The 22,638-nt window shown below is 69.2% G+C and carries 22 protein-coding genes and 1 pseudogene; 13 read left to right on the forward strand and 10 right to left on the reverse strand.

Annotated elements, in window-relative coordinates; genetic code table 11:
• Nucleotides 1-60 precede the first annotated feature (60 nt).
• Together ACFFC4_RS09640 and ACFFC4_RS09645 are read left to right on the forward strand one after the other, a co-directional pair.
• Nucleotides 61-261 (forward strand): hypothetical protein, encoded by a 201-nt coding sequence (locus tag ACFFC4_RS09640; protein WP_375500198.1) that lies wholly within the window; start codon nucleotides 61-63, stop codon nucleotides 259-261.
• A gap of 201 nt (nucleotides 262-462) precedes the next feature.
• Complete coding sequence (locus ACFFC4_RS09645) at nucleotides 463-954, forward strand: hypothetical protein (RefSeq protein ID WP_375500200.1); 492 nt, start codon at nucleotides 463-465, stop codon at nucleotides 952-954.
• Between the two features lie 28 nt (nucleotides 955-982).
• Here the strand turns inward: ACFFC4_RS09645 and msrA are convergent, their stop codons facing one another.
• Nucleotides 983-1,498 carry a peptide-methionine (S)-S-oxide reductase MsrA gene (msrA, locus tag ACFFC4_RS09650; RefSeq protein WP_375500202.1) on the reverse strand — a complete coding sequence of 172 codons (516 nt, stop codon included), beginning with the start codon at nucleotides 1,496-1,498 and terminating at the stop codon, nucleotides 983-985.
• Between the two features lie 148 nt (nucleotides 1,499-1,646).
• Between msrA and ACFFC4_RS09655 the strand changes: the two are divergent.
• Nucleotides 1,647-2,657 (forward strand): annotated as a pseudogene (locus tag ACFFC4_RS09655) (1-aminocyclopropane-1-carboxylate deaminase).
• Between the two features lie 15 nt (nucleotides 2,658-2,672).
• Here ACFFC4_RS09655 and ACFFC4_RS09660 read toward each other — a convergent pair.
• From ACFFC4_RS09660 to ACFFC4_RS09670, 3 genes are all read right to left on the reverse strand, one after another.
• The gene (locus tag ACFFC4_RS09660) at nucleotides 2,673-3,185 is read right to left on the reverse strand and encodes an amidohydrolase family protein (RefSeq protein ID WP_375500204.1); all 513 of its coding nucleotides are present in this window, start codon (nucleotides 3,183-3,185) and stop codon (nucleotides 2,673-2,675) included.
• A 75-nt stretch (nucleotides 3,186-3,260) separates the two neighbouring features.
• Nucleotides 3,261-3,506, reverse strand: coding sequence for an amidohydrolase family protein (locus ACFFC4_RS09665; protein WP_375500206.1), 246 nt, complete (start codon nucleotides 3,504-3,506; stop codon nucleotides 3,261-3,263).
• 126 nt (nucleotides 3,507-3,632) lie between these two features.
• Nucleotides 3,633-4,091, reverse strand: coding sequence for a hypothetical protein (locus ACFFC4_RS09670; RefSeq protein ID WP_375500208.1), 459 nt, complete (start codon nucleotides 4,089-4,091; stop codon nucleotides 3,633-3,635).
• A gap of 245 nt (nucleotides 4,092-4,336) precedes the next feature.
• Here ACFFC4_RS09670 and ACFFC4_RS09675 point away from each other — a divergent pair, with 245 nt between their 5' ends.
• On the forward strand, nucleotides 4,337-4,984 hold the full coding sequence (locus ACFFC4_RS09675; protein ID WP_375500210.1) for a TetR/AcrR family transcriptional regulator: 648 nt from the start codon (nucleotides 4,337-4,339) through the stop codon (nucleotides 4,982-4,984).
• Nucleotides 4,985-5,155: 171 nt separating this feature from the next.
• On the opposite strand, the gene ACFFC4_RS09680 is transcribed toward ACFFC4_RS09675, so the two are convergent.
• From ACFFC4_RS09680 to ACFFC4_RS09690, 3 genes are all read right to left on the reverse strand, one after another.
• Nucleotides 5,156-9,127 (reverse strand): vitamin B12-dependent ribonucleotide reductase, encoded by a 3,972-nt coding sequence (locus ACFFC4_RS09680; protein ID WP_375500212.1) that lies wholly within the window; start codon nucleotides 9,125-9,127, stop codon nucleotides 5,156-5,158.
• Between the two features lie 92 nt (nucleotides 9,128-9,219).
• Nucleotides 9,220-9,699, reverse strand: coding sequence for a transcriptional regulator NrdR (nrdR, locus tag ACFFC4_RS09685; RefSeq protein WP_375500213.1), 480 nt, complete (start codon nucleotides 9,697-9,699; stop codon nucleotides 9,220-9,222).
• Nucleotides 9,700-9,939: 240 nt separating this feature from the next.
• Nucleotides 9,940-10,428, reverse strand: coding sequence for a LysM peptidoglycan-binding domain-containing protein (locus ACFFC4_RS09690; protein WP_375500215.1), 489 nt, complete (start codon nucleotides 10,426-10,428; stop codon nucleotides 9,940-9,942).
• Between the two features lie 210 nt (nucleotides 10,429-10,638).
• On the opposite strand from ACFFC4_RS09690, the gene lexA reads away from it, so the two are divergent.
• On the forward strand, nucleotides 10,639-11,433 hold the full coding sequence (lexA, locus tag ACFFC4_RS09695) for a transcriptional repressor LexA (protein WP_375500217.1): 795 nt from the start codon (nucleotides 10,639-10,641) through the stop codon (nucleotides 11,431-11,433).
• A gap of 21 nt (nucleotides 11,434-11,454) precedes the next feature.
• Here the strand turns inward: lexA and eccCa are convergent, their stop codons facing one another.
• Nucleotides 11,455-15,423: a type VII secretion protein EccCa gene (eccCa, locus tag ACFFC4_RS09700; RefSeq protein WP_375500219.1), complete on the reverse strand. Its 3,969-nt coding sequence runs from the start codon at nucleotides 15,421-15,423 to the stop codon at nucleotides 11,455-11,457.
• A 105-nt stretch (nucleotides 15,424-15,528) separates the two neighbouring features.
• On the opposite strand from eccCa, the gene eccD reads away from it, so the two are divergent.
• The gene (gene eccD / locus ACFFC4_RS09705) at nucleotides 15,529-16,932 is read left to right on the forward strand and encodes a type VII secretion integral membrane protein EccD (protein ID WP_375500221.1); all 1,404 of its coding nucleotides are present in this window, start codon (nucleotides 15,529-15,531) and stop codon (nucleotides 16,930-16,932) included.
• A gap of 9 nt (nucleotides 16,933-16,941) precedes the next feature.
• Here the strand turns inward: eccD and ACFFC4_RS09710 are convergent, their stop codons facing one another.
• Nucleotides 16,942-17,568: a hypothetical protein gene (locus tag ACFFC4_RS09710; RefSeq protein ID WP_375500223.1), complete on the reverse strand. Its 627-nt coding sequence runs from the start codon at nucleotides 17,566-17,568 to the stop codon at nucleotides 16,942-16,944.
• 82 nt (nucleotides 17,569-17,650) lie between these two features.
• Nucleotides 17,651-18,784, reverse strand: a complete 1,134-nt coding sequence (locus tag ACFFC4_RS09715) for a type VII secretion protein EccE (protein ID WP_375500225.1) — start codon at nucleotides 18,782-18,784, stop codon at nucleotides 17,651-17,653.
• Between the two features lie 119 nt (nucleotides 18,785-18,903).
• On the opposite strand from ACFFC4_RS09715, the gene eccB reads away from it, so the two are divergent.
• From eccB to ACFFC4_RS09750, 7 genes are all read left to right on the forward strand, one after another.
• A complete protein-coding gene (eccB, locus tag ACFFC4_RS09720) occupies nucleotides 18,904-20,325 on the forward strand; it encodes a type VII secretion protein EccB (RefSeq protein WP_375500227.1) in 1,422 nt (473 codons plus the stop codon).
• 194 nt (nucleotides 20,326-20,519) lie between these two features.
• The gene (locus ACFFC4_RS09725; RefSeq protein WP_375500229.1) at nucleotides 20,520-20,831 is read left to right on the forward strand and encodes a WXG100 family type VII secretion target; all 312 of its coding nucleotides are present in this window, start codon (nucleotides 20,520-20,522) and stop codon (nucleotides 20,829-20,831) included.
• 34 nt (nucleotides 20,832-20,865) lie between these two features.
• Nucleotides 20,866-21,153, forward strand: coding sequence for a WXG100 family type VII secretion target (locus ACFFC4_RS09730; protein ID WP_375500231.1), 288 nt, complete (start codon nucleotides 20,866-20,868; stop codon nucleotides 21,151-21,153).
• Nucleotides 21,154-21,293: 140 nt separating this feature from the next.
• The gene (locus ACFFC4_RS09735) at nucleotides 21,294-21,530 is read left to right on the forward strand and encodes a WXG100 family type VII secretion target (RefSeq protein WP_375500233.1); all 237 of its coding nucleotides are present in this window, start codon (nucleotides 21,294-21,296) and stop codon (nucleotides 21,528-21,530) included.
• 58 nt (nucleotides 21,531-21,588) lie between these two features.
• On the forward strand, nucleotides 21,589-21,897 hold the full coding sequence (locus tag ACFFC4_RS09740) for a WXG100 family type VII secretion target (protein ID WP_375500235.1): 309 nt from the start codon (nucleotides 21,589-21,591) through the stop codon (nucleotides 21,895-21,897).
• A 13-nt stretch (nucleotides 21,898-21,910) separates the two neighbouring features.
• A complete protein-coding gene (locus ACFFC4_RS09745) occupies nucleotides 21,911-22,228 on the forward strand; it encodes a WXG100 family type VII secretion target (protein ID WP_375500237.1) in 318 nt (105 codons plus the stop codon).
• 30 nt (nucleotides 22,229-22,258) lie between these two features.
• The gene (locus tag ACFFC4_RS09750) at nucleotides 22,259-22,636 is read left to right on the forward strand and encodes a hypothetical protein (RefSeq protein WP_375500239.1); all 378 of its coding nucleotides are present in this window, start codon (nucleotides 22,259-22,261) and stop codon (nucleotides 22,634-22,636) included.
• The last annotated feature ends 2 nt before the right edge of the window (nucleotides 22,637-22,638 follow it).

A 22,638-nucleotide genomic window follows, 5' to 3' on the forward strand; every position in this document is an offset into this window, starting at 1 on the left:
CAACCGCGGCCTGATCAACACACCCCGAGAGTCAACCGAACCCGGGGCAGTCCCGTCTACATGACCACCGTGTTCACCTGCGGGGCGATCTGCTCGGCCGTCACCGGCGTGCTGCACGACGCCTACGGCTGGACGGGCGTGTGCTGGTTCGGTACCGCGTTGCCGCTGCTCGGCTTCGGCGTGTGGGCGCTGCGTCTGCGGCCCTCGCAGGCCCCGGACCGGACCGCAGTCGCCGAACACAAGTCCGTAACCGCTGTCTGATTCGGTCTGCTGCCACCCGCCGTCGCGGATACCGTCAGTCGCCGCGCAGCGCTTAAATTGATCGGCGCCACCGCGGCGGCCTCACTTGCCGCCGCCTGCTCCTCGTCGTCATCGAAAAGCACTCCATCGATCCGCAGTGGCAGCTCACCCGCGCCCGACGGGGAAACTGCGCGGCAGTCGAGCCCAGCGCCGAGCCTCGCCGTGTCCACCTTGGTCACGGGCACATGGGACATCCACGCCGCGCGCTACTCAGGCACAGCAACGACACCGTCCCAGGTGACGACCGGACACATCGTCGTGACGCAGGACTCGTGGCGTCTGAGCCTGGCGGATGTGGACGGCGGGGTGTCCCGTCCGTCGGACATGACTGGCAACTGGACATCGAACTCCACCGGTATCGCTGCTCCCGTGAACGGCAGCAGCGGATACCGATTCGAGGACGACGACGGCGGCCCGACGTTCACCGGATTCACCGCACTGTCCGCACCCGCCCACCTCGCGGTGCCGACCAGCAAGACTCTTCAGTGGCTACCCAAAGAGCGTTCGACAGCCATCGACTCACCTCATCAACTCGACGTTCGGGTATCCACCCTTTCGTTGCTAAAGCTGACTTGGGTCGAACCACCCTCCGACGACGACGGCGTCGAGGATCCGGGCAGGCACGTGCGCATTACCTGCACGAAGCGGCAGTGACTGCGGCTCGAGACATCAGCCAACACGGTCAGCTGACGGTGGCCTCGGCCCGGCGCGGCAGGCGCCATTCGGGCCGCGGGAAGTGGCAGGTGTAACCCCACGGGATGCGCTCCAGGTAGTCCTGGTGCTCGGGCTCGGCCTCCCAGAAGTCCGCCACCGGCTCGACCTCGGTGACGACCTTGCCGGGCCAGATCCCGGAGGCGTCGACGTCGGCGATGGTGTCGAGGGCGACCCGCTTCTGCTCCTCGTCGGTGTAGTAGATCGCCGAGCGGTAGCTCGCGCCGATGTCGTTGCCCTGACGATTGCGCGTCGACGGGTCGTGGATCTGGAAGAAGAACTCGAGGATCTCCCGGAAACTGGTGGCCGCTGGGTCGAAGACGATCTCAACCGCCTCGGCGTGGCTGCCGTGGTTGCCGTAGGTGGCATTCGGGACGTCGCCGCCGCTGTAGCCGACCCGTGTCGAGATCACCCCGGGTTGCTTTCGGATGAGGTCCTGCATCCCCCAGAAACACCCGCCGGCCAGTACCGCTCGCTCGGTGCTCATCGCACGCCTCCTCAGACGACCCGCGCGACCCGAACGGCCCGCGCGCACAGCTTAAACGAGCACACGAGGTACCGGAATTCCCGCGCGCGCGGTGCCCGGAACGCGCGCGTCGTAGGGTTCGACCAACCTCGATCGGACGGAGCCCGCCATGGCACTGAGCGACTTCCCTCGCCACCCGCTGTTGTTCGGGCCTAGCCCGCTTCATCCGCTCGAGCGGTTGAGCGACGAGCTCGGCGGCGCACGCATCTGGGCCAAGCGCGAGGATTGCAACTCGGGCCTCGCGTTCGGCGGCAACAAGACCCGCAAACTCGAATACCTCGTGCCGGACGCGCTGGCGCAGGGTGCGACGCACCTCGTGTCGATCGGAGGGGTGCAGTCGAACCACACCCGGCAGGTCGCCGCCGTCGCGGCGAAGCTGGGGTTGCGAGCGCGTCTGGTGCAGGAGAGCTAGGTTGACTGGCCCGACGCGGTCAACGACCGGGTCGGCAACATCCTGCTCTCGCGGATCATGGGCGCTCACGTCGAGCTGGTCGAGGCCGGCTTCGGCATCGGGTTCAAGCAGAGCTGGGAGAACGCGCTCGAGGAGATCCGCTCCGGGGGCGGCGTGCCGTATGCCATCCCGGCCGGCGCGTCCGACCACCGCCTCGGCGGCCTCGGCTTCGCCAACTGGGCCTACGAGGTGCAGCAGCAGGAGCAGGAGCTCGGCGTCTTCTTCGACACGATCATCGTCTGCAGCGTCACCGGTTCGACCCACGCCGGCATGATCGCCGGATTCGCCGGCCAGGACCGGTCACGCCGCGTACTCGGCATCGACGCCTCGGCGAAGATCGACGAGACCCGTGCGCAGGTAGCCAAGATCGCGCGCAACACCGCCGAGCTCATCGGCCTCGGCCGCGACCTGCGCGATGACGAAATCACCGTCCTCGAGGGCTGGGCCGGCGACTACTACGGCATCCCGGTCGACTCGACCCTCGACGCCATCCGGCTCACCGGCAGCCTGGAAGGGATGATCATCGACCCGGTGTACGAGGGGAAGTCCATGGCCGGGCTCATCGACCTCGTGCGCCGCGGCGACATCGGCCGGGACTCGACCGTGCTGTATGCCCACCTGGGCGGCCAGCCCGCCCTCAACGCCTACAGCGCCCTGTTCCGGAACTGACCGCCCCTCCAGCGCTCAGAGCCTGAGCAACCGCTCGGCGTTGCCCGAGCAGATCAGCTGCCGTTCGGTCTCGGACACGTCGGCGTTGTCGGTGAAGTCCGCGGCACGGCGCATGGCCATGAACGGGTAGTCGATCGAGAACAGCACGTTCTCGATCGACATCGCCGTGATGGCGTGCCGCAACGCGGCCGAGTCGTGAACCCCGGCGGTCGTGATGGCGACGTTGCGCCGCAGGTAGAACGACGGCAGTTCGGCCAGCGGCTTTGCCTTGTTCATGACCGACCACCGTTCGTCCATCCGCCAGAGCTGAAACGGCAACGCCTCGCCGAGGTGCCCGAGGATCAGCTGCAGTGCGGGGAAGCGCTCGAACACGCCGCTCGAAACGAGGCGCAGAGTGTGTGCCGCACACTCGACGGCCCACCCGAACGACGCGTTCTGCCACTCCGGGTAGGCGCGCAACGCCACCGGGTGCTCCGGCGGCCCGGGATGCAGGTAGATCGGGACGTCCAGCGCCACGACTGCGACCACAGCACGTCGTATTCCGGGTCATCGAGGGACCGTCCGTCGGTCTGCCCGTTGACCAGGGCGCCGACGAACCCCAGCTCAGTGACGCTCCGCCGCAGCTGCTGCCGGGTCCTGGGTGGGCAAGCTGGCGAAACCGCGCAGTCGGCTCGGGTGCCGGGCCACCATCTCGGCCACCTCGTCGTTGCTGCGCCGGGCGGCGCGGACCGCTTCAGCACGGTCCGCGACGGGACTCGTGTTGGACAGCACCTGCACGTCGATCCCAGCGAGGTCCATCTCGGGGATTCGGTGGTCCACATCGCGCAGCAACTCGTTCAGCTCGTTCACCCGTTCCGGTGCGCGCCGAGCTGGGGACCGAAACCGAAGCCCTGCGTCGCGACCGCCTCCTTCAACACGATCTTGCGTACGGGAGCTTCCTCGCGAGCAGGGACCTCGGCTTCGGGCGGCAAGACGTCAGCTGACCTTCCAGGCCTTCAGGTACGGCGCCTGGTAGGTCGGCGTGCCGAACCAGTCGTAGGTCGCCCCTTCGGCAGGGGTCTGCTTGATCGTGGTGATGTTGCTCGAGTCGAACAACCGGGTGACGAACGGGTAGTTGGTCGGCACGGAGTCGCCGCCGATCATCCGGCACAACCCGTCGGCGGCGTTCCAACCCGCCAGGTTGCCGGCCGCCGCCACTGCGAACGCCAGGTGACCCTGCTTGACGTTCAGCAGCCCACCGACGCCGCCGCTCGGGCCGCCGATCTTGACCTTCGTGGTGGCCCGGGCGCTGGTCAGACCGGAGTAGACGGGGTTGCCGAACACGTCGGCGTTCTCCGGCAGCACCCAGTCGATCTTCGGGTTGCGCAGCAGCGCCCCGCTGACGACCGACGCGGCCTGATCGACGTGCGCGGACGAGACGTTCGACGTCGACACCTTGCAGTTCGGGCACTTGGCCTTGATGCTCGCGACACGTCGGCCTCCACGCGGACGGGAGCGAAGAAGCCGTCGTAGTGCGGGGTGGCAGGGAACCGGCCGGCGAGGATCGCCGTCTGATCAGCCTCGAACATGGACGACTTCCATCCACGCGGTTGTTTGAATTTGGACCACAGTGCAAGACCGCACCGAAGTCCGCCGACTCTAAACACGATAGTTATTGTGTAGTCAACGGTTGCAAAGTCATGGAGTCGCTTGTGAGTGGCGGTGCCGTCGAGCCGATTGCTGAGCCCGGTGACGTCCGCGCGATCACCGACGGGCGGCGGGCACGGCGGCGCGAGGTGCTGCGCAACAAGGTCTACGACGCAGCGATCGAGCTGTTTACGAAGCAGGGTTACGACACGACCACCATCGACGCGATCGCCGAGCGTGCCGACGTGGCCCGCAACACCGTGTTCAACCACTTCCCGCAGAAGATGGCTTCCTGCAGGGTGGGGGTTACGGCGTCGAGCCATCACGGTGGCCGCGCTGGAGCTGGACGACGTGCACGACGTCCCCGACGTGCCGGCCGCAAATCGCTACGGCGATGCATGGCCGAGTTGGCAGCCCTCAGTACTGCAGACCGTCGGCAGACCGTCATGGTCATGGACGCCTCCGCACGCCACAGCGACATCCTGAGTAGGCAGCCGCTCGCCGCGGTCTTCACCCCGATCGTCGCGGCGGGTCAGGACCGGGGCGAGTTCTCGACGACGCCGCAGCCGGACCTGGTGGGCGCCGTGCTGGCCGGCATCTACTGCACGACGCTGCTGCGCTGGATCGCCGAGGAGCCGGCACCCTTCCACCTCGCCACGCAGCTCGATGCGATGCTCGACATCGTTTTCACCGGGCTCTAGTCCCCCTGACTCGGTGGCGCTGCGCCGACAACCCGTCGCTCGGCACCGCCCTGCCGACTGCCCGCGACCCGCGTTGACTGCGCCGTCCGGAGGGCGAGCGCCGAAGCCCGGAACGCCGCCACCGGAAGGTGGCGGCGTTCGCTGGGCGAGCGGTGGGGCTGTGCCAAACGATCAGCTGCAGCCGCTGGTGCTGCCGCAGCCTTCACACACGAAGCAGCTGCCGGCCGGGCGCATCTTGGTGCCGCAGTTCATGCACAGCGGTGCGTCGGCGGAACTGCCGGTGATGAGCTCGAGCAACTCGGTGGAGCTGTGCGCTCCCGCTGGGGCGGGCAGCTCGGCGGCGTCGGCCTCGTCGATGACGTCGGTCGCCTTCGTGACCGGCGCGGACTGGGCCAAGGCTTCCATGTCGAGCTCGTCGGACTCGCTAGGAGCGTAGGAGCCCGTGTCGAGCTGGCGGGTGCGCTCCTGCGCCGTGTAGATGCCCAGCGCCGAGCGGGTGTCGAAGTCCAGGTGGTCCAGCGCCAGGCGGCGGAAAATGTAGTCGAGGATCGACTGCGCCATCCGCACGTCGGCATCGTCGGTGAGACCCGCCGGCTCGAAGCGCATGTTGGTGAACTTCTGCACGTAGGTGTCAAGCGGCACGCCGTACTGCAGCGCGATCGAGATGGCGATGGAGAAGGCGTCCATGACCCCGGCGAGCGTCGAGCCCTGCTTGCCCAGCTTGAGGAAGACCTCGCCGAGTTCGCCGTTGTCGTAGGTGCCGGCGGTCATGTAACCCTCGGCGCCCCCGACGGCGAACGACGTGGTGCGCGAATTGCGCGCCTTGGGCAGCCGGGTACGCGTCGGACGGAACTCGATGACCTTCTCGCTCGACGCCTGCGTCGTGGTGGCCTCGGCGCCGTTGTTGTCGCCCTTACCGGCCGACAGCGGCTGGCCCACCTTGCAATTGTCGCGGTACACCGCGAGCGCCTTGAGACCGAGCTTCCAGCCCTGGAAGTAGACGTCCTCGATGTCCTCGACGGTGGCCGTCTCGGGCAGGTTGACCGTCTTGGAGATCGCGCCGGACAGGAACGGCTGGACGGCCGCCATCATCCGCACGTGACCCATCGCCCTGATTGGTCGCGCTCCCATCGCGCAGTCGAAGACCTCATAGTGCTCGGTACGCAAGCCCGGCGCGTCGATGACGTGCCCGTTCGCGGCGATGTATTCGACGATCGCCTCGACCTGCTCCTCCTGGTAGCCCAGCAGGCGAAGTGCACGCGGGACGGTCTGGTTGACGATCTGCATCGACCCGCCGCCGACGAGCTTCTTGAACTTCACCAGCGCGAGATCGGGTTCGACCCCGGTGGTGTCGCAGTCCATCATCAATCCGATGGTCCCCGTCGGTGCCAACACACTGGCCTGCGCGTTGCGCCATCCGTTGCGCTCACCGATCTTGTTGCCCGCGGCCCACTCGGCCGTGGCCAACGTCAGGACGTCGCGGTCGTTCTGGTGCAGCGAGCGGACCGAGTCGTTGGCCGCAGCGTGCTTGCGCATGACGCGGGCGTGGGCTGTGGCGTTGCGGGCGTATCCCTCGTACGGGCCGACGATGCCGGCCAGCTCGGCCGAGCGACGGTAGGCGACGCCAGTCATCAGCGAGGTGATGGCGCCGGCCAGCGCGCGACCGCCGTCGGAGTCGTAGGCCAGGCCGGTGGCCATGAGCAGCGCGCCGAGGTTGGCGTAGCCGATGCCCAGCTGACGGTAGGCCCGGGTGTTGTCGCCGATGGCCTGGGTCGGGAAGTCGGCGAAGCAGATCGAGATGTCCATCGCGGTGATGATCAGCTCGACGGCCTTGACGAAGCGCTCGGAGGCGAAGGTGTTGTCCTTCTCCAGGAACGTCATCAGGTTCAGCGAGGCCAGGTTGCACGAGGTGTTGTCGAGGCTCATGTACTCCGAGCACGGGTTGGACGCGTTGATGCGGCCGGTCTCGGGGTTGGTGTGCCAGTCGTTGATCGTGTCGTCGTACTGGATGCCCGGGTCGGCGCACTCCCACGCCGCCTGCGCGACCTTACGGAACAGGCCCTTGGCGTCGACGGTCTCCAGAACGCGGTTGTCGCTGCGAGCCCGCAGGCCGAAGCCGGTGCCCTCGTCGACCGCGCGCATGAACTCGTCGCTGACGCGCACCGAGTTGTTCGCGTTCTGGTACTGCACGGAGGTGATGTCCGAACCGCCGAGGTCCATGTCGTAACCCGCGTCGCGCAGGACGCGGATCTTGTCCTCCTCGCGCGCCTTGGTCGAGACGAACTCCTCGATGTCGGGGTGGTCGATGTCCAGAACGACCATCTTGGCCGCGCGGCGCGTAGCGCCGCCGGACTTGATGGTGCCGGCCGAGGCGTCGGCGCCGCGCATGAAGCTGACCGGGCCGGACGCGGTGCCGCCGGAGGACAGCAGCTCCTTGGAGGAGCGGATGCGGGACAGGTTCAGCCCGGCGCCCGAGCCGCCCTTGAAGATCAGACCCTCCTCGCGGTACCAGTTCAGGATCGAGTCCATGGTGTCGTCGACGGCGAGGATGAAGCAGTTGTGCACGCGGAGGCCGCCCGAAGACAAGTACTCCCCGCTGTCGGTCTGGATGTCGTATACGTCCATCTCGCCGCGCGAGGTGATACTGGCGATCTCGAGGCGCTTGACGTCCTTCGCGGACCGCCCTGGCAGGTCGAATGACGCGTCGAGCTTGGCGGTCTTGACCGGGTCGAGGAAACCGATCTCGTCAGCGAAGATGCGCCGGTCCCCGGCGTTCTGAATGCGAATCTCCCAGGTGTCATGCCGGTCGGCCCGCTTCTCGAGCTTGTGCCCAACGCGGGCGAAGATCCCGAACCGGCTCAGCAGTGCCTGAATCCCGCGCACCAGGTCCTCGCCGATCATCGCCATGCCGATCATCGTGGAACGTTCGCGGGGCGATACAAATCCTTCGGCCTGGAAGATGCTGCGCAGGTAGGCAGCCACCACCGGCAAGGGTGCGCTGAACAGTTGCGCGGGCACGACCTGCTCAGTGCCGCGTGCCCGCAGATCCCAGCGGGTGACGAACTCATCAAGCACATTTCCGTAGAGCCGCGTGCGACGGCAGTCAAGATCCGGACTCTGCGTGCTGACCCGACGCTCGTGCCGATGCACGTCTGGGAACACCGTGTCCAGCGCGGCGGTCACCCAAGACAGCTCGGCGTCGTTGACCGTCATGGCCTCGATCGTCAGCGAGCGGTTCGTGCCTTCGTACTGACCGACGAACCCGTCGCTCTGCAGCCAACCGGCCAATGCTGCCTCGGCGACACCGAGTGAGGTGATCTCCGTTTCCCCGTGCGCGCTGCGGCGGTGCCATTCGAGCTGGTCTCCGACGCGCAGCTCCCCTGCGGGCACGAATGACCCGGTGCCCTCGCCGGTGCTGCGCCACACCAGGTGATCGGCAGTGACGTCAAGGGCGTGACCGGCTTTCGTCACGACGCGCAGGACCTCTTTCACCCCGTTGTGCTTGGTGGCAAGGACGCTCGTCAACCCGTGCGCGTCGAACACCTTGGCGCCCACCGCGTCCCGCTCGACGAGCTCACCGATCGGGACGAGACCGGCCGGCGTGCTCACCAACGCGTCGTACGGCTGGCACGCGCTGACCTGTTGCGGCGAGGTGGTGCCGACGTTGAACCAGACTGGTGAGTTGAAGCTGAACACCTGGTGCAGCAGCATCCACGTCAGCTCGTGCTCGAAGACCTCCGCGTCGCGCGGCGAGGCGAAGTAGCCGTTCAGCTCGCCGGCCTCGCGGTACTTGTGGACGACCCGGTCGATGAGCTGGCGCAACGACCATTCGCGCACGTCGCTGCCGACCGCGCCACGGAAGTACTTGGTCGTGACGATGTTGGCCGCGTTGACCGACCAGAAGTCCGGGAACTCGACGCCACGCTGCTCGAAGTTGATCGAGCCGTCGCGCCAGTTAGTCATGACGATGTCGCGACGCTCCCAGCTGACCTCGGCGTAGGGATGCACACCGTCGACGGTGTAGACCCGCTCGACACGCAGACCCTGCTCGGAGAAGACGGGTGTGCCACTGGACGCGGGGTCTCTGGACGCGGGGTCTTCGGAACCCGAACTCGCGGAGTGGGTCAGGTCGGCCTGGGTCATGCGGTGTCCTTCCGGGACGGTGGGCAGAGCGCGGGTCCGTGCTGTCGAGGTCGAAGCAGCGGTCGAAACAGGGGTCGGTGCAGGGGGTTGAACTAGCCGGCGGGGGTGCTCCCGGTGGCGGACGGATCGGTGCGGTTGCGCAGGTCGACGATGGCCTTCTCGAAGTCCTCAGCCGAGGTGAAGGCCTGATAGACGCTGGCGAAACGCAGGTACGCGACCTGGTCCAGTTTGCGCAACGGGCCGAGGATGGCCAGGCCGACGTCGTCGCTCGGGACCTCCGCGACGCCGGTGGCGCGGATGGCCTCCTCGACGGTCTGAGCCAGCTGGGCTAGGTGGTCCTCGTCGACCGGCCGGCCCTGGCACGCGCGCCGGACGCCGCTGATGACCTTGGCCCGCGTGAACGGCTCGGTGACGCCGCTGCGCTTGATGACCGCGAGCGTCGCTTGCTCGACCGTGGTGAAACGGCGGCTGCACTCGGGACAGGAACGGCGCCTGCGGATGACCTGGCCCTCGTCCTGCTCACGGGAGTCGACGACGCGCGAGTCGGGGTGCCGGCAATACGGGCAGCGCATGCGGGCTCCTCTCGCGATGGACGTACGGTGCGGCCGAACCGAGCAGATCTGTGGACGGAGCTGTCCAGAACCTGGGGACCAGCCTGTGGACCACTACCGCTTGCTGTGGACGGTGCACCCCAACCTGTGGACGAAGTACAACAGTGTAACTACTACATGTAGGGGTGAACCGTAGAACGACCACGGCTGTTCCGCAAGAGCCGACTGCGGCGCGTCGAGAATTGGCTATCGGCCGCGCGGTCAGCGCACGCGTAGGACCTGGCCCGGCATGACGCTGGGGTCGGTGAGGTGGTTCAGGCGCCGCAGGTCGGCGACCTCGGCCCGCGGGTCGCGCTCGGGCGCGATCCGCGACGCGAGCGCCCACAGGGTGTCTCCGGAGTGCACGGTGACGGTGGCCGGGCCGGCGCTCGTCGACCCGGCGGCCGCGGCATGGGGCGCCGACAGTGCGGCCAACCAGACGAGCAGCGCCCCGGCGATGGCGGTGAGCGCGGCCAGCACCATAACTCCGCGGCGGGTGAGCCGTAGCGGTGCGGCGATGGAGGACGGGGACGGCGCGTACAGCACGGACACCGACGGAGCGATCAATGTGGACGCATCGCGATCCGGTCTGGCGAGAGCGCGCGGTGCGTCGCCCACTGCCGGTTCGCACGGCACCACGCGCAGGCTCGGACGACGGGCCGGGACGGGTTGCGCCACGAGCAGGGAATCGAGATCCAGAGCGACCGACATGCCATGCTCCTTGCGGTTCGTAGGGCCCGTCCGCATCGAACAGGCATTCGAAAGAACGTCTGATCGAATGTGTACCAGCGGGGTCTGACAAAAACCATCGACGACGGCGTGTCGTTCGAACAGATGTTTGAGTTCACAGCGCGTCGGGGCTAGCGTCGGTGCCGTTCGATAAACCAGATTCGAAAGCACACAGGCGCTAGGAGGCCATCGGTGGCACAGGACAGAAGCGTTCGCGGCAGCCGCGGCGCAGCGACGGACGAGACGGCAGCTGCGGAACCGGTCAAGCGCCGCCCGGGGCGTCCCAAGGTCACCGAACTGCCCGACCCGGTTACCGGCCTGACCCGACGGCAGCAGGCCATCCTCGACGTCATCCGGGATTCCGTCGAGCGGCGCGGCTACCCGCCGAGCATCCGCGAGATCTGCGAGTCGGCGGGCCTGGCCTCGACGTCCAGCGTCGCCCACCAGCTGGCGATGCTCGAACGCAAAGGCTTCCTGCGCCGCGACCCGAACCGCCCGCGCGCCGTCGATGTACGTGGGCCCGGCTCGGACCGCACCGCAGGCACCGGTGCCCCGAAGCCCAAGGCGGCCCGCCGCGCAGTCGCGGTCACCGACGACGCTCCACGCGGCGAGACGCCGGTGTTCGTCCCGATGGTGGGGCGCATCGCCGCAGGCGGCCCGATCCTTGCCGAGCAGATGATCGAGGACGTCTTCCCGCTGCCCAAGTCACTGGTGGGCGACGGCACCCTGTTCATGCTGAAGGTGGTCGGCGACTCGATGGTCGACGCGGCCATCGCCGACGGCGACTGGGTGGTCATCCGCCAGCAGGAGAACGCCGAGAACGGCCAGATCATCGCGGCCATGATCGACGGCGAGGCGACCGTCAAGACCCTGCAGCGGCGCGACGGCAAGGCCTGGCTGCTGCCGCACAATCCGGCCTACTCCCCCATCGACGGCGATGACGCCACCATCCTCGGCCGCGTCGTCTCGGTCCTGCGCAAGATCTGAAGGGCAAGAGACCGCGCGCCGTCAGGCCTGATCGACAGCGCGTGCGGTCTGCACCAGCACCGAACCCAACCGGCGGTGCACCAGCCGGCCACGTCCAGGCGGCAGCGACTCCATCTTCTGCGAGCCCAGCACCGCACCTTCGTCCTTGCTGCCCGAGAGCAGGATGCCGGGCGTGCCCATGTCGCGCAGGTTGCGCAGGACCGTCTCGTACATGCCCTGACCCGCCCCACCGGCAGAGCGGGCGAGCACGACGTGCAGTCCGATGTCGCGGGCCTGCGGCAGGAATTCGACGATGGCCGGCAGCTGGTTGCCGGCGCTCGAGGCGATCAGGTCGTAGTCGTCGAGCAGCAGGAACAGCTTCGGCCCGCTCCACGTCGGCACCTCGCCGGCGACCGGGTCGACCTGGATGCCGGCCAACCGGTCGCGCAGCGCGGCGACAATGTTGCCGACGACGTCCGGCGCGTTGACCGAGTTCATGACGTAGCCGATCTGGTGCCCGGTGGTGACCGCACCCAACATGCCGCGCCGGAAGTCGAAGGTGATGATCTTCGCCTCGTCCGGCGTCCACCGCGTCGTGATGCCGCGGGCGATGGTGCGCAACAGGTTCGACTTCCCCGACTCGACATCGCCGATGACGATGAAGTGCGGCTCGGCGTCGAAGTCGACCGACACCGGCGACAGCGTGTCCTCGTCGACGCCGATCGGCAGCGACGCGCCCAGCTTCCGGATCGGCGGCAGGTCACGGTAGGGCAGCTCGCGGGGCAGCAGCCGGACCGGCGGCGCCACCGGCCCGCGCCACGCACCGTGCACCGCACTCACTAGCGACCCGACGCCGTCGACAAGGTCGTCGACGGAGTTCGTGCCGTCGATGCGTGGTAGCGCGGACAGGAAGTGCAGTTTGTGCGGGCTGATGCCGCGCCCGGGCGCGCCCTCGGGCACGTCCTTGGCGACCCTGCGATCGAACTCGGACTCGCTCGGATCACCGAGGCGCAGCTCGAGGCGGTTGCTGATCAGGTCGCGCAGCGACGGGCGCAGCTCCATCCAGCGCTGGATGGACAGCACGACGTGCACTCCGTAACCCAGTCCCCGCGCGGCGATCTGGGTGATCGCTGTCTCGAGGGTCTCGTAGTCAGCGCGCACGGTGCCCCACCCGTCGACCACGAGGAAGACGTCGCCGAAGCCGTCACGGGGCACGGAACCCGCGGCCGCGAGCCGGCGGTAGGACGCCATCGAGTCGATGCGGTGGGCGGTGAACAGTTCCTCGCGCTGGGCCACCAGTGCGTTGATCTCGGCGATTGTGCGGCGTAAGCGCTCGGGTTCGAGCCGGGTGGCCACCGAGCCGACGTGCGGCAGGTCGGACAGGCCGGTCAGGGTGCCGCCGCCGAAGTCCAGGCAGTAGAACTGCGCCTGCTCGGGCGTGTGGGTGAGCGCCATGCCGGCGATCAGCGAGCGCAGCACGGTGCTCTTGCCGCTCTGGGGGCGTCCGACCACGACGAAGTGCGAGCTGGCCAGCTCGATCCAGTGCGGGTCGCGGCGCTGGTCGAAGGGCCGGTCGATGATCCCGATGGGCGCAGCAAGACGGGGGGCAACGGTCCAGTCGACCGGACGCAGGCCGAGCTCGTTCTCCACCAGCGGCGGCAGCAGCTCATTGATGGTCGGCGGGACGTCAAGCGGGGGCAGCCACACCTTGCGGGCCGGCGTCCCGGCACCCTCGAGCCGCTCGACGAGGATGTCGAGCATCGTCTCGCCCGGCGCAGCAGCGGCGAGCGGGTCGGGACCCTCGTCCACCTCGGGTTCGGGCTCGGGCTCGCGGGAGACGATCGGTGCGATCTGGTAGGGCAGCACCTGGTGCCGGGACCAGCCGTCGCTGATGTCCGGGCCTGACCGCGACGAGCGGACGTAGGCGCCGGAGACGTAGGCGGCCTTGAAGCGCACCAGGCCCTCGGTCGCCTCCTTCAGATAGCCGTTGCCAGGGGCGCTGGGCAGCTCGTAGGCATCCGGCACGCCGAGCACGACCCGCGACTCGATGGCCGAGAACGTACGGAGCCCGACGCGGTAGGACAGGTGCGTGTCCAGGCCGCGCAGCTTGCCCTCCTCCAGCCGCTGCGAGGCCAGCAGCAGGTGCACCCCCAGCGAGCGGCCGAGGCGGCCGATCATGACGAAGAGGTCGATGAAGTCCGGCTTGGCCGAGAGCAGCTCGCTGAACTCGTCGACGACGATGAACAGCGATGGCATTGGTTCGAGGGCCGCACCCTGCTCGCGAGCCCGTTCGTAGTCGCGTAGCGAGGCGTAGTTGCCCGCCGCGCGCAACGCCTCCTGGCGGCGCACCATCTCGCCGGCGATCGCGTCCTTCATCCGGTCGACGAGTATCAGCTCGTCCTCGAGGTTGGTGATGATCGCCGAGGTATGCGGCAGCACGTCGAGGCTGGCGAACGTCGCGCCACCCTTGAAGTCGACGAGGACGAAGTTCAACGTCTCGGACGAGTGGGTCAGCGCCAGCCCGAGCACCAGGGTGCGCAGCAGCTCGGACTTGCCCGAGCCGGTAGCGCCGATGACCAGACCGTGCGGGCCCATACCGCCCTGCGCGGACTCCTTGATGTCCAGCTCCACCGGCTGGCCGTTCGGTCCTAGCCCGATCGGCACCCGCAGCCGGTCGCGGGGGGCGCGGGGTCGCCACGTCAGAGACGTGTCGACGTCGCGCGGATCGCCGATGCGCAGCAGGTCGGGCAGGCTCAGGTCGACGGCGAGTGCGTCCTCGTGTTCGGCGGTGGCTGCCGACACCCGCTTCGGGCTCATCCGGCGCGCGAGTGCCTCTGCCTCCACGACGCTCAGCCGGTCCGGGGTGCCGAGTGCGGTGCGCTGGTCGCGGCCGTTGGCGTCTCGACGCGCCAGGGTGACCTCGTCGGCCGACACCTCGAGCCGCGCCACGCCCGGGCCGAACTCCGGCCCGGTGGCGTCCGACAGGTCGAGCACCGTGACGCCCTGGACGAGGCTTTGCGACAGTTGCGCCTCGGCCGGCACCCGGCCGCCGTCGACGACGACCACCACGTGCGGACCCTCGGTGCTCGCCCCGACGCCGAAGCGCGCGCGGCTCGTCAGGGTCTCGCCGACCAGGGCCTCCACGGCGAGCAGGTCGTCGCCAATCAACCGGGTCTGCCCTACCGCGTCGTGCTCGACCGGGCTGAGCGCGTGCGGGGCCCACTTGAGCCACTCCCACTGCGCAAGCGCATCCTGGCCCGCGCACACGGCAACGACCACGTCGTCGGGGGTGTGGAAGGCGAGCAGCTGCGCCACTACAGAACGGGCAAGGGCACGTGAGGACGAGCGGGACCCGCTGAAGGCGAGTCGACCGAACGAGGTCAGGGCCAGCGCGACCGGCAGATCGGGCACCGAGCCGTGGGTGCGCACGAAGCGACGCAGCGCCGCCGCGGAGATGGGCTCGAGGTCCTCGATCGGTTTGGTCTCGGGAACGACGAGGCTGACTGCCAGGCGCTGCGGGCCGCGCCCGATGCGGGCAGTGAGGAAGTCTTCGTCGCCCGGCCGGCGCTCCCACAGCCGCGAGCCGACCGCGATGCACCACAGGGTGTCGGGATCGGGGTGGTGCCAGAGCCGGGCGACGCGCTGCTGCTCGGCGGCGGCGCGTACCCGGCGGCGCACCTGCTCGAGGTAGCGCTGGTAGTCGCGCCGATCGCCGTCCAGCCGGCGGCGCTTCTCACCCGAGCCGCGCCCCACGCTGCCCGCGGCCATGCCGACCATCGACAGGCCCATCATGCCGCTGGCCAAGTAGGTGACCGGTGATCCGCCACCCCCGCTGACGAACAGTCCGGTGGCGCCGGCCCCGGCCAACATGGGCAACATCGTCAGCGCCTGGCCGGCGCCGCCCCCGGCGACGGTCTCGGGCAGCTCAGGTGGGGACTCCAGCACGATCTCGCCGCGGGGTTCGGCCGGTGCTCGACGTCGCGCAGGGCGACGGAACAGCTCGGTGCCCAACGACGTCCTCCGTTAGCGTGTGACCCACCGGCCCTGACGAGCGGTGTCGGCAAGATCGTAACCGCGCAGTAAAGCGGCGCCCGAACGTCGATCGAAGGGTTGTGCATGACCGTCTCGACGTCAGCCAGTGTGGTGGCCAACAGCTGCCGGCTGACCATCATCTCCTCGACCCTGCGCGTGGACCTCGCAGTCCCGGTGCAGATCTCCGTCGCCGAACTGCTCACCATCGTGGTCACCAGCCTGGGCCCGGAGGCCGCCGACCTCGGCGCCAGCGAGGGTGGCTGGGTGCTGCAGCGGACCGGATCGGAGCCGTTGAACCCGGCAGAGACCCTTGCGGCGAGCGGTGTCGTCGACGGTGACGTCCTGCACCTGCGCACCCGCTCGACCAAGCTGCCCGAGCTGGCCTTCGACGACGTGCTCGACGCCGTGGCCGACGGCGTCCTCACCCGCACCCACCGGTGGACGGCGACACAGACAGCCCACGGCGCGACGATCTTCGCCGGCGCGTTGCTCGTGTTCACGGCAGGTACCGCGCTGCTGGTCGGCCCGCGCTGGATCGCGTCCGCGATCACGCTTGGCGTCGGCGCGGTCCTGCTCGGGCTGGCCGCGGTTGCCGTGGGTCGCATCTTCCACCGCCGCGGGCCGGCCCTGACGGCGGCCGCCTTCGCGATCGCCTACGGCGCGGGGTGTGGTGCAACCGCGCTGGGCGGCCGCCGCAGCATCGTCGACTTCGGTGCGCCGCAACTGCTCGTGGCCGTCAGCGTGGCGCTGCTCGCCGCAGTCGCCCTGCTCATCGTGCTGGCCGACGGCCTCGCCGGGTTCGTCGCCGTCGCCGCGCTCACCCTGCTCGCAGCGGTGGGTACCGCCTTCGCCACCGGCCTGGACCTACGACCCGCCGCGACCGCGGGCGTCGTCGCGGCGGTCGGGCTCGCGTTCTCGCCCTTCCTGCCCACGCTGTCGTTCCGGCTGTCGCGCCTGCCGCTGCCGGTGATCCCACTCGACGCCGCCGACCTGCGTCGCGACGTCGGCACCATCGACGCCCGCCAGATCCTCGGGCAGGCCGTACGCGCCGACCAGTTCCTCACCGGCCTGGTCGGCGGGGTGTCACTGGCCATCGCCGGGTCGGCCGTCGTGCTCGCCGGCCAGGGGGTGTCCGAGGAGGTGCTCGCCGTGGTGGTCGGCCTCATCTGCCTGCTGCGGGCCCGCCTGTTCACCGGGCGCGGTCAGCGCATCCTGCTGCTGGTCTCGGGTGGCGTGGCGCTCGTCGCCGAATTGGTCGCGGCCACCAGCGAGGCACACGGCTCGGTGCGGCTGCTCGCCTTCGCGGTGCCGGCCGCGATCGTCGGGCTGGTGCTGCTGGGGCTGACCATCGTGCTGCCCGGACGCCGATACGCGCCGCCCTGGTCGCGCGCCGCCGACGTGCTCGAGTCGCTGCTCGTGCTGTCGGTGATCCCGCTGGCCATTGGCGTGATGGGCGTCTACGGGTCGGTGCGCCAACTCGTCAGCTGACGGGGCGGTTCACGGCACGGCAGGTAAAAGCTGTGCCTCGGCCGACGTGGGGTTCAGCGACACGTACTCGATCCGCCCCCGGCGCAGGACGGCGAACGATGTCGCGTCCAGGCGGGCCAGCGATTCGGCCGAGCGGACCGGGATCTCGAACGCCCGCGCGACGCCTGGCACGAACTCGGCCGGCAGCGCCCCGAACACCGTGATGTCGCCGTGCGCGAAGCCGCCCAGCTGGGCCGGCGTCCACTGCGGGCGCAGGTCGAGCCGGCACTGCCAGGGCAGCAGCTCGACGGAACCCCGCGGGTGCGCCGCCCGGTCGTCGACCACGAGGGTGGGGCCGCCGGCACCAGCTCGCGTCTCGGTGGCCGTCACCAGGTGCCCGCCGTCGCCGCCGAGCAGCGGGCGCCAGAAAGCCGGCCGCTCGGTGACCACCTGCACCGGCGTCCCCGCGGCGGCGACCCGCACGACGAGCAGCTGCGCCGGCACCAGCCGTGCGGCTACCACGACCCGGGTACCGCCGAGGCGGAACAGCCGTAACCGCACCGGGCCGCGCTGCCCTATCCCGAGCTGCACGCCCGACATCGGCGCGCCGATCTCGACCTGGTCGTCGAGGCAGGCGTCGAGGATCCCCCGCTTCACGCCCCCACCCATCGTTGATCAACAGCGTCGAATCGTCGCTGAGCGACGGTTCGACGCTGTTGATCACGAAGGGCGGGGGTGCTCATGCGGCCTCCCCCATCCCGACGGGGACGGTCGCCTGCAGCAGCGCGCCCTGCTCGCCACCCGAACGCTGAACGACCAGGTCGTAGGCGCGAGCGAGCAGCATCATGGCCTGGCCGGCATCGGCGTCCGCTGCGGAATCCGGAACGCTGAACCGCACGATGATGGCCGTCTCGAGGTCGGCGACCTGCACTCGGCGGGCACCTGTCGTGACCTGTATCCGGTCGCGGCCAGACCTGCGGCGTAACAGCAACGCCGAGCCCACAACCGCCGTCGGTGCCGCCGCGGCCAGTCGGGCCACGCGCTCCGGGACGTCGGCGCCCGTACCGCCGATCGCGAAAGACACCGACCGGGTCCCGGCTACCCGCACGTCACCCCAGGACTCCCCCGCGCGATCGCTGCGCCGGCCTCCGGACACGCCGGCGGGGCCCAGCCAGGTGGCGAACAGGTTGCGTACGGCCGGCTCCTGCAGTCGGTGCACGGTCACCCCGGCGGTGGACAGGGTCTGCTCGGCCTGCACGGCGCAGCGTCGAAGGATTTGGTTGACCGCGTTCTCGCCGCCACCGCGCGCCGCGATCGCCTCGCTCGCCCGACGTGTGTCGAGGGTGATCAGGCAGTAGCGCGCCGCGATGGGGCAGAGTGCTCGCTCGGGACCCGCCGGGGCCTGCGGCGGCACCTGCGCCGGCGTGGTCAGCGTGAACAGCCGCACGCTGGACAGCGGGACGTCCTCGACCTGCATCAGCTCCGCCAGCAACCGGATCGGCACCGGCGGGTCGTCGTTGAACACCCCGTCCAGGCCCAGGACGAGCGGCAGGCACCACGTCGTGCCGGCGCGCACCGCCGCGAGGTCGCCGCCGCTGCTGCCGCCGGGCACCGTGACCACGGTGTGCTCTCCGAACAGCGCCTCCAGACCCGCGCGCCGGCCCAGGCGGCGTCGGCGCCGGATGAGGCCCAGCCAGGACGCGCCGGCCTGGTACAGCCACCGGCGCTGCACCGGGACGATCGCCGCCAGCAGCACCACGGTGCCGACGGCAGGCCCGACAATGCGTCCGACGCCGCCGTACGCAAGGCCCCCCAACGCCGCGGCCGCGGCGAGCTCGAGCAACGCGAGCTGCGCAAAGGCAAACCTCGGCACGCGTCCTCCCCTCGCCGTCATGCTGCACGTCCGGACGGCGCGCAAGGTACGGCCGGCCGTCGGGCGCCGATCATCGCATTCCGTTCGGTGAGGCTGAGCGCGCCCGTATCGTTCTGCACGTGCAGACCCGCCGCGATCAGCTGCAGGCCTACCGGTTCCAGAACCGTCGGGCCCTCGCCGCGCTGGTCACCGGCGAGCCGAACGGGGTCGAGGCGCCGATGCGCCGGCTCACCGTCACCACGCTGTCCGGGATCATGATCGCGATCCTGGTCGTCGCCGGCTTCGCGGTGTTCGGTCTCATCAAGCCCGCGCCCAACGACGACTGGAAGGCCAACGGAGCGGTCATCGTCACCAACGAGACAGCCGCGATCTTCGTCCGCCTCGACGGCGTGCTGCACCCGGTGCTGAACTACGCCTCCGCCGTGCTCGCGGTGTCCGGCAGCGGCAGCCAGCAGGCGAACGTCGTGCACGTCGACAGAGACGTGCTCGACGGCGCCAAGCGCGGCTCGACGATCGGCATCCCGGGGCTGCCCACCTCGCTGCCCTCGGCCGACGGTCTGGTGACGGCACCGTTCACCGTCTGCTCGCGCACCCAGGCCGGCGCGGGCACGACCCTGACCACCAAGGTGTCCGTCGAGATCGGCGACGACCTCGGGTCCACCCCCCTGTTCACTGGCACCGGCGTCGTGGTGCGCTCGGCGGGCGACGGCACGAACTACCTGCTTGCCGGGGGCCGGCGCCTGGCGATCGGCTCGAGCCAGGTGGCGACCTCGCTGCAACTCAACACCTCGCAGGTGGTCACGGTGGGCACCGCGTTCCTGGACGGCGTGCAGGCCGGTACCCCCCTGCGCACCCCGACGGTCCCCGGTGCCGGCACGCCGTATCGCAGCCCGGTCAGCGGGCGCGGCGTGAGCGTGGGCCAGCTGCTCTACAACACCGACGATCGCCGGTACCTGCTGGTCCTGCCGGATGGCGTGGCCGACCTGACCGAGGTGCAGGCCCGGCTGCTCGAGACCCTGCCGCTGCCGCCGCGCAACGCAATCGCGCCGCCCGTCGAGGTCTCGCGTAGCGACGTCATCGATCTCCCGCAGTCGACCACGACCTGGTCTGCGGTGTCGCAGCAGTTCACCGGCCTGCCCTCGAGCATCCCGCGCACCAGCGCCGTGCCCGGCCAGCGGGGTGGGGTGTGCGCGCTGTATCGCGGAAACTCGAGCAATCCGACGCTCTCGGTGCCGCCGAGCCTGCTACCCAGCTACTCCTTGCCGCAGGTGTCGCAGTCGGCGCTCTCGGCCCGCGGCACCGCCGACAGCGTTGCGGTGTCGGGCGGCAAGGCTGCGATCGTCCGCTCGAACGACCACTCGGCGACCACGTTCCTCGTCGCCGAGCCCGGACGTCGCTACGCCGCGGCGTCGTCCGACGTGCTGGCCGGCTTCGGTTACGCCGACGTCACCCCCGCGACCATCCCGGCACAACTGCTGGCACTCATCCCGGTGGGCCTGGCGCTGGACCCGGTCGCCGCCCGGACGCCCGTGGCGAACTGACGGGTTGTCCACAGGATGGTCAGATCGGCGTTGTCGGTCGCGGTATGGGGCATATAAGCATTCTGTAACCCGGAAAGCCAGTTGTCCGATAGCTGGCATGCGCGGGTTTTAGGTACCTTTCGCACGGCAGAATCGATCACCACCGCCGACGCCGGCTCCGGCGCACGCGCACCGTCTCACGAGGAGGAACGACCGTGCCGCAGTACACAACCAGCCAGGAAGCCATGGCCGCTGGCGCCACCAAGGTGGAGAACGCCGCCACCGAGATCCAGGGTCACATCGGCGCGCTGCGCTCCGAGGTCGAGACCATGATGGGCGGCTGGCGCGGCGAGGCCGCGTCCTCGTTCATGCAGGTGCACGAGGCGTTCGAGTCGCAGGCCAACAAGATCAACACCGCGCTGCGCCGCATGCACGAGGCGCTCCTGGCGACGCACAAGACGTACGGCAGCCAGGAGAGCAACCAGACCCAGACGCTGACCGGCCTCGCCGGCCAGATCAACGGCTGACCAGACCGATCATCGAAACGGGAGAGGCATAGTCATGGGCGAGATCAGCGTCAAGTTCGAGGCCCTCGAGGCCGGCGCCACCGGAATCCGCAGCAACTACACCAAGCTCACCGCCACCATCGAGCAGCTCGAGACCGACCTGCAGCCGATGATCGCGTCCTGGAGCGGTGCGGCTCAGGAGTCCTACCTGGCCTGCAAGAAGCAGTGGGACGACGCCGCGACGGCGCTGTCGCAGGTGCTCAACAGCATCGGCCAGGCCGTCAACGACGCGCACCAGAACTACACCGCGGCCGAATCCGCCGCGCAGGCCAACTGGAGTTAACGGCCGGGAGCTGACCGGATCGGGTGGGCGTACTCGCGCCCGCCCGGCCGGCCCAAGCGTCGTCTGACCCATAACGAGAGAACGAGGACCATGCCCGAGATCGAGGTCAACCTGGGAACCCTGCAGGCCGGCCAGCCGGCGTGCAGCAGTTGTTCACCCGGTTGCAGGGCACCCTCGACCAGCTCGAGGCCGATCTCAGGCCGATGATCGACAGTTGGAGCGGGGCGGCCCAGGAGTCCTACCTGGCCTGCCACCGGGAATGGTCGGAGGCGGCGCAGTCGCTGACCACCGTCCTGAACACGGTGGGTCGCGCTGTCGGCTCCGCCCACGAGAACTACTCGGCGACACACCAGGCCACCATCCAGGTCTGGGCATGATCCGAGTCAAGACCAACCGCAGCCCAGCGCGGCCCGTCGAAAGGGAGCACTGATCGCTTTGAGTTTCGGAGTCGACACCGACGCCATGCAGCGCTCGGCGGGCCAGATCGGCGCGGCGGCCGAACAGCTCGACGCACTGCTGTCCAAGATGCGCACCGACGTGAACGAGATGCTGTCGGGTTGGTCCGGCGCCGGTGCCTCGGCCCACCGCGACCTGCACGCCCGTTACGAGGCCGACGTCGTTGCCATCAACAAGAACCTGCGCCAGATGCAGGCTGCGTTGCAGCGCACGCACGGGCTTTACGTGAACCAGGAGAACGAGCAGTCCGGCGACCACGTGGCCATGCGGACGACGATCAACAGCTGAAGGGGGGCGCGACATGTCCGGCAGAAATCCAGCCAGCGATTCAGCCAGTGACATCTACGTCGAGCACGCGAAGATCGAGGCCGCAGCCGGGCACCTGCGCGCGCACAAGAAGAGCTTCGACGACATCCTGTCCACGCTCGAGGGCGACCTGGCCCCGATGGTGGCCACCTGGTCCGGCGAGGCCCGCGATTTGTATCTGACGAAGAAGCGCAACTGGGATCGTGCCGCGGCTGATCTCACCGCGCTGCTCGCGCACATCGCCACGATCACCGAGACCGCGCACAACACATACACCGCCACGGTCACCGAAGTCGGCGAGATGTGGGTCTGACGAGCGTCGATCCATCGATTGGAGAGCACCATGGCCAACCCCAGCAAACCCAGCACCGTCAAGATCAACGTCATGAAGCGCGTGCTCGAGGACCTGCAGTCGATCCAGTACGACATCCAGAACCCGCCCGTCGACTCCTTCGAGTCGATCACCGGTGACATGCACGCGCTGTTGAAGAAGTCCGACGACACCGGTCTGCAGGAGAACGGGACCAAGGTCGCCGGTGACCGCTACCACTCGAGCGTGCACTACCTCCAGCAGGGTTGGCGGGACACAAGTTCTGGCGTCAATGCGCTGGTCACCCTGCTGCAGGCGACGATCGCCAAGCACAGCGCTGCGGACGGCCAGGCGGCCGACAACGCCTCGAACACGAACACGTCCACGTCGGGCGCGAGCAAGGGGGCCTGACC

It is taken from the genome of uncultured Jatrophihabitans sp. (assembly GCF_964244045.1).
Classification (GTDB): Bacteria; Actinomycetota; Actinomycetes; order Mycobacteriales; family Jatrophihabitantaceae; genus Jatrophihabitans.

What these genes read in the sequence shown, in the direction of transcription:
- ACFFC4_RS09690 (WP_375500215.1), bottom strand. Translation starts at nt 10,428, where the DNA reads ATGTCGGTCGCTCTGGATCTCGATTCCCTGCTCGTGGCGCAACCCGTC.
- ACFFC4_RS09640 (WP_375500198.1), top strand. Translation starts at nt 61, where the DNA reads ATGACCACCGTGTTCACCTGCGGGGCGATCTGCTCGGCCGTCACCGGC.
- ACFFC4_RS09680 (WP_375500212.1), bottom strand. Translation starts at nt 9,127, where the DNA reads ATGACCCAGGCCGACCTGACCCACTCCGCGAGTTCGGGTTCCGAAGAC.
- nrdR (WP_375500213.1), bottom strand. Translation starts at nt 9,699, where the DNA reads ATGCGCTGCCCGTATTGCCGGCACCCCGACTCGCGCGTCGTCGACTCC.
- msrA (WP_375500202.1), bottom strand. Translation starts at nt 1,498, where the DNA reads ATGAGCACCGAGCGAGCGGTACTGGCCGGCGGGTGTTTCTGGGGGATG.
- ACFFC4_RS09750 (WP_375500239.1), top strand. Translation starts at nt 22,259, where the DNA reads ATGGCCAACCCCAGCAAACCCAGCACCGTCAAGATCAACGTCATGAAG.
- ACFFC4_RS09730 (WP_375500231.1), top strand. Translation starts at nt 20,866, where the DNA reads ATGGGCGAGATCAGCGTCAAGTTCGAGGCCCTCGAGGCCGGCGCCACC.
- eccD (WP_375500221.1), top strand. Translation starts at nt 15,529, where the DNA reads ATGACCGTCTCGACGTCAGCCAGTGTGGTGGCCAACAGCTGCCGGCTG.
- ACFFC4_RS09675 (WP_375500210.1), top strand. Translation starts at nt 4,337, where the DNA reads ATGGAGTCGCTTGTGAGTGGCGGTGCCGTCGAGCCGATTGCTGAGCCC.
- ACFFC4_RS09745 (WP_375500237.1), top strand. Translation starts at nt 21,911, where the DNA reads ATGTCCGGCAGAAATCCAGCCAGCGATTCAGCCAGTGACATCTACGTC.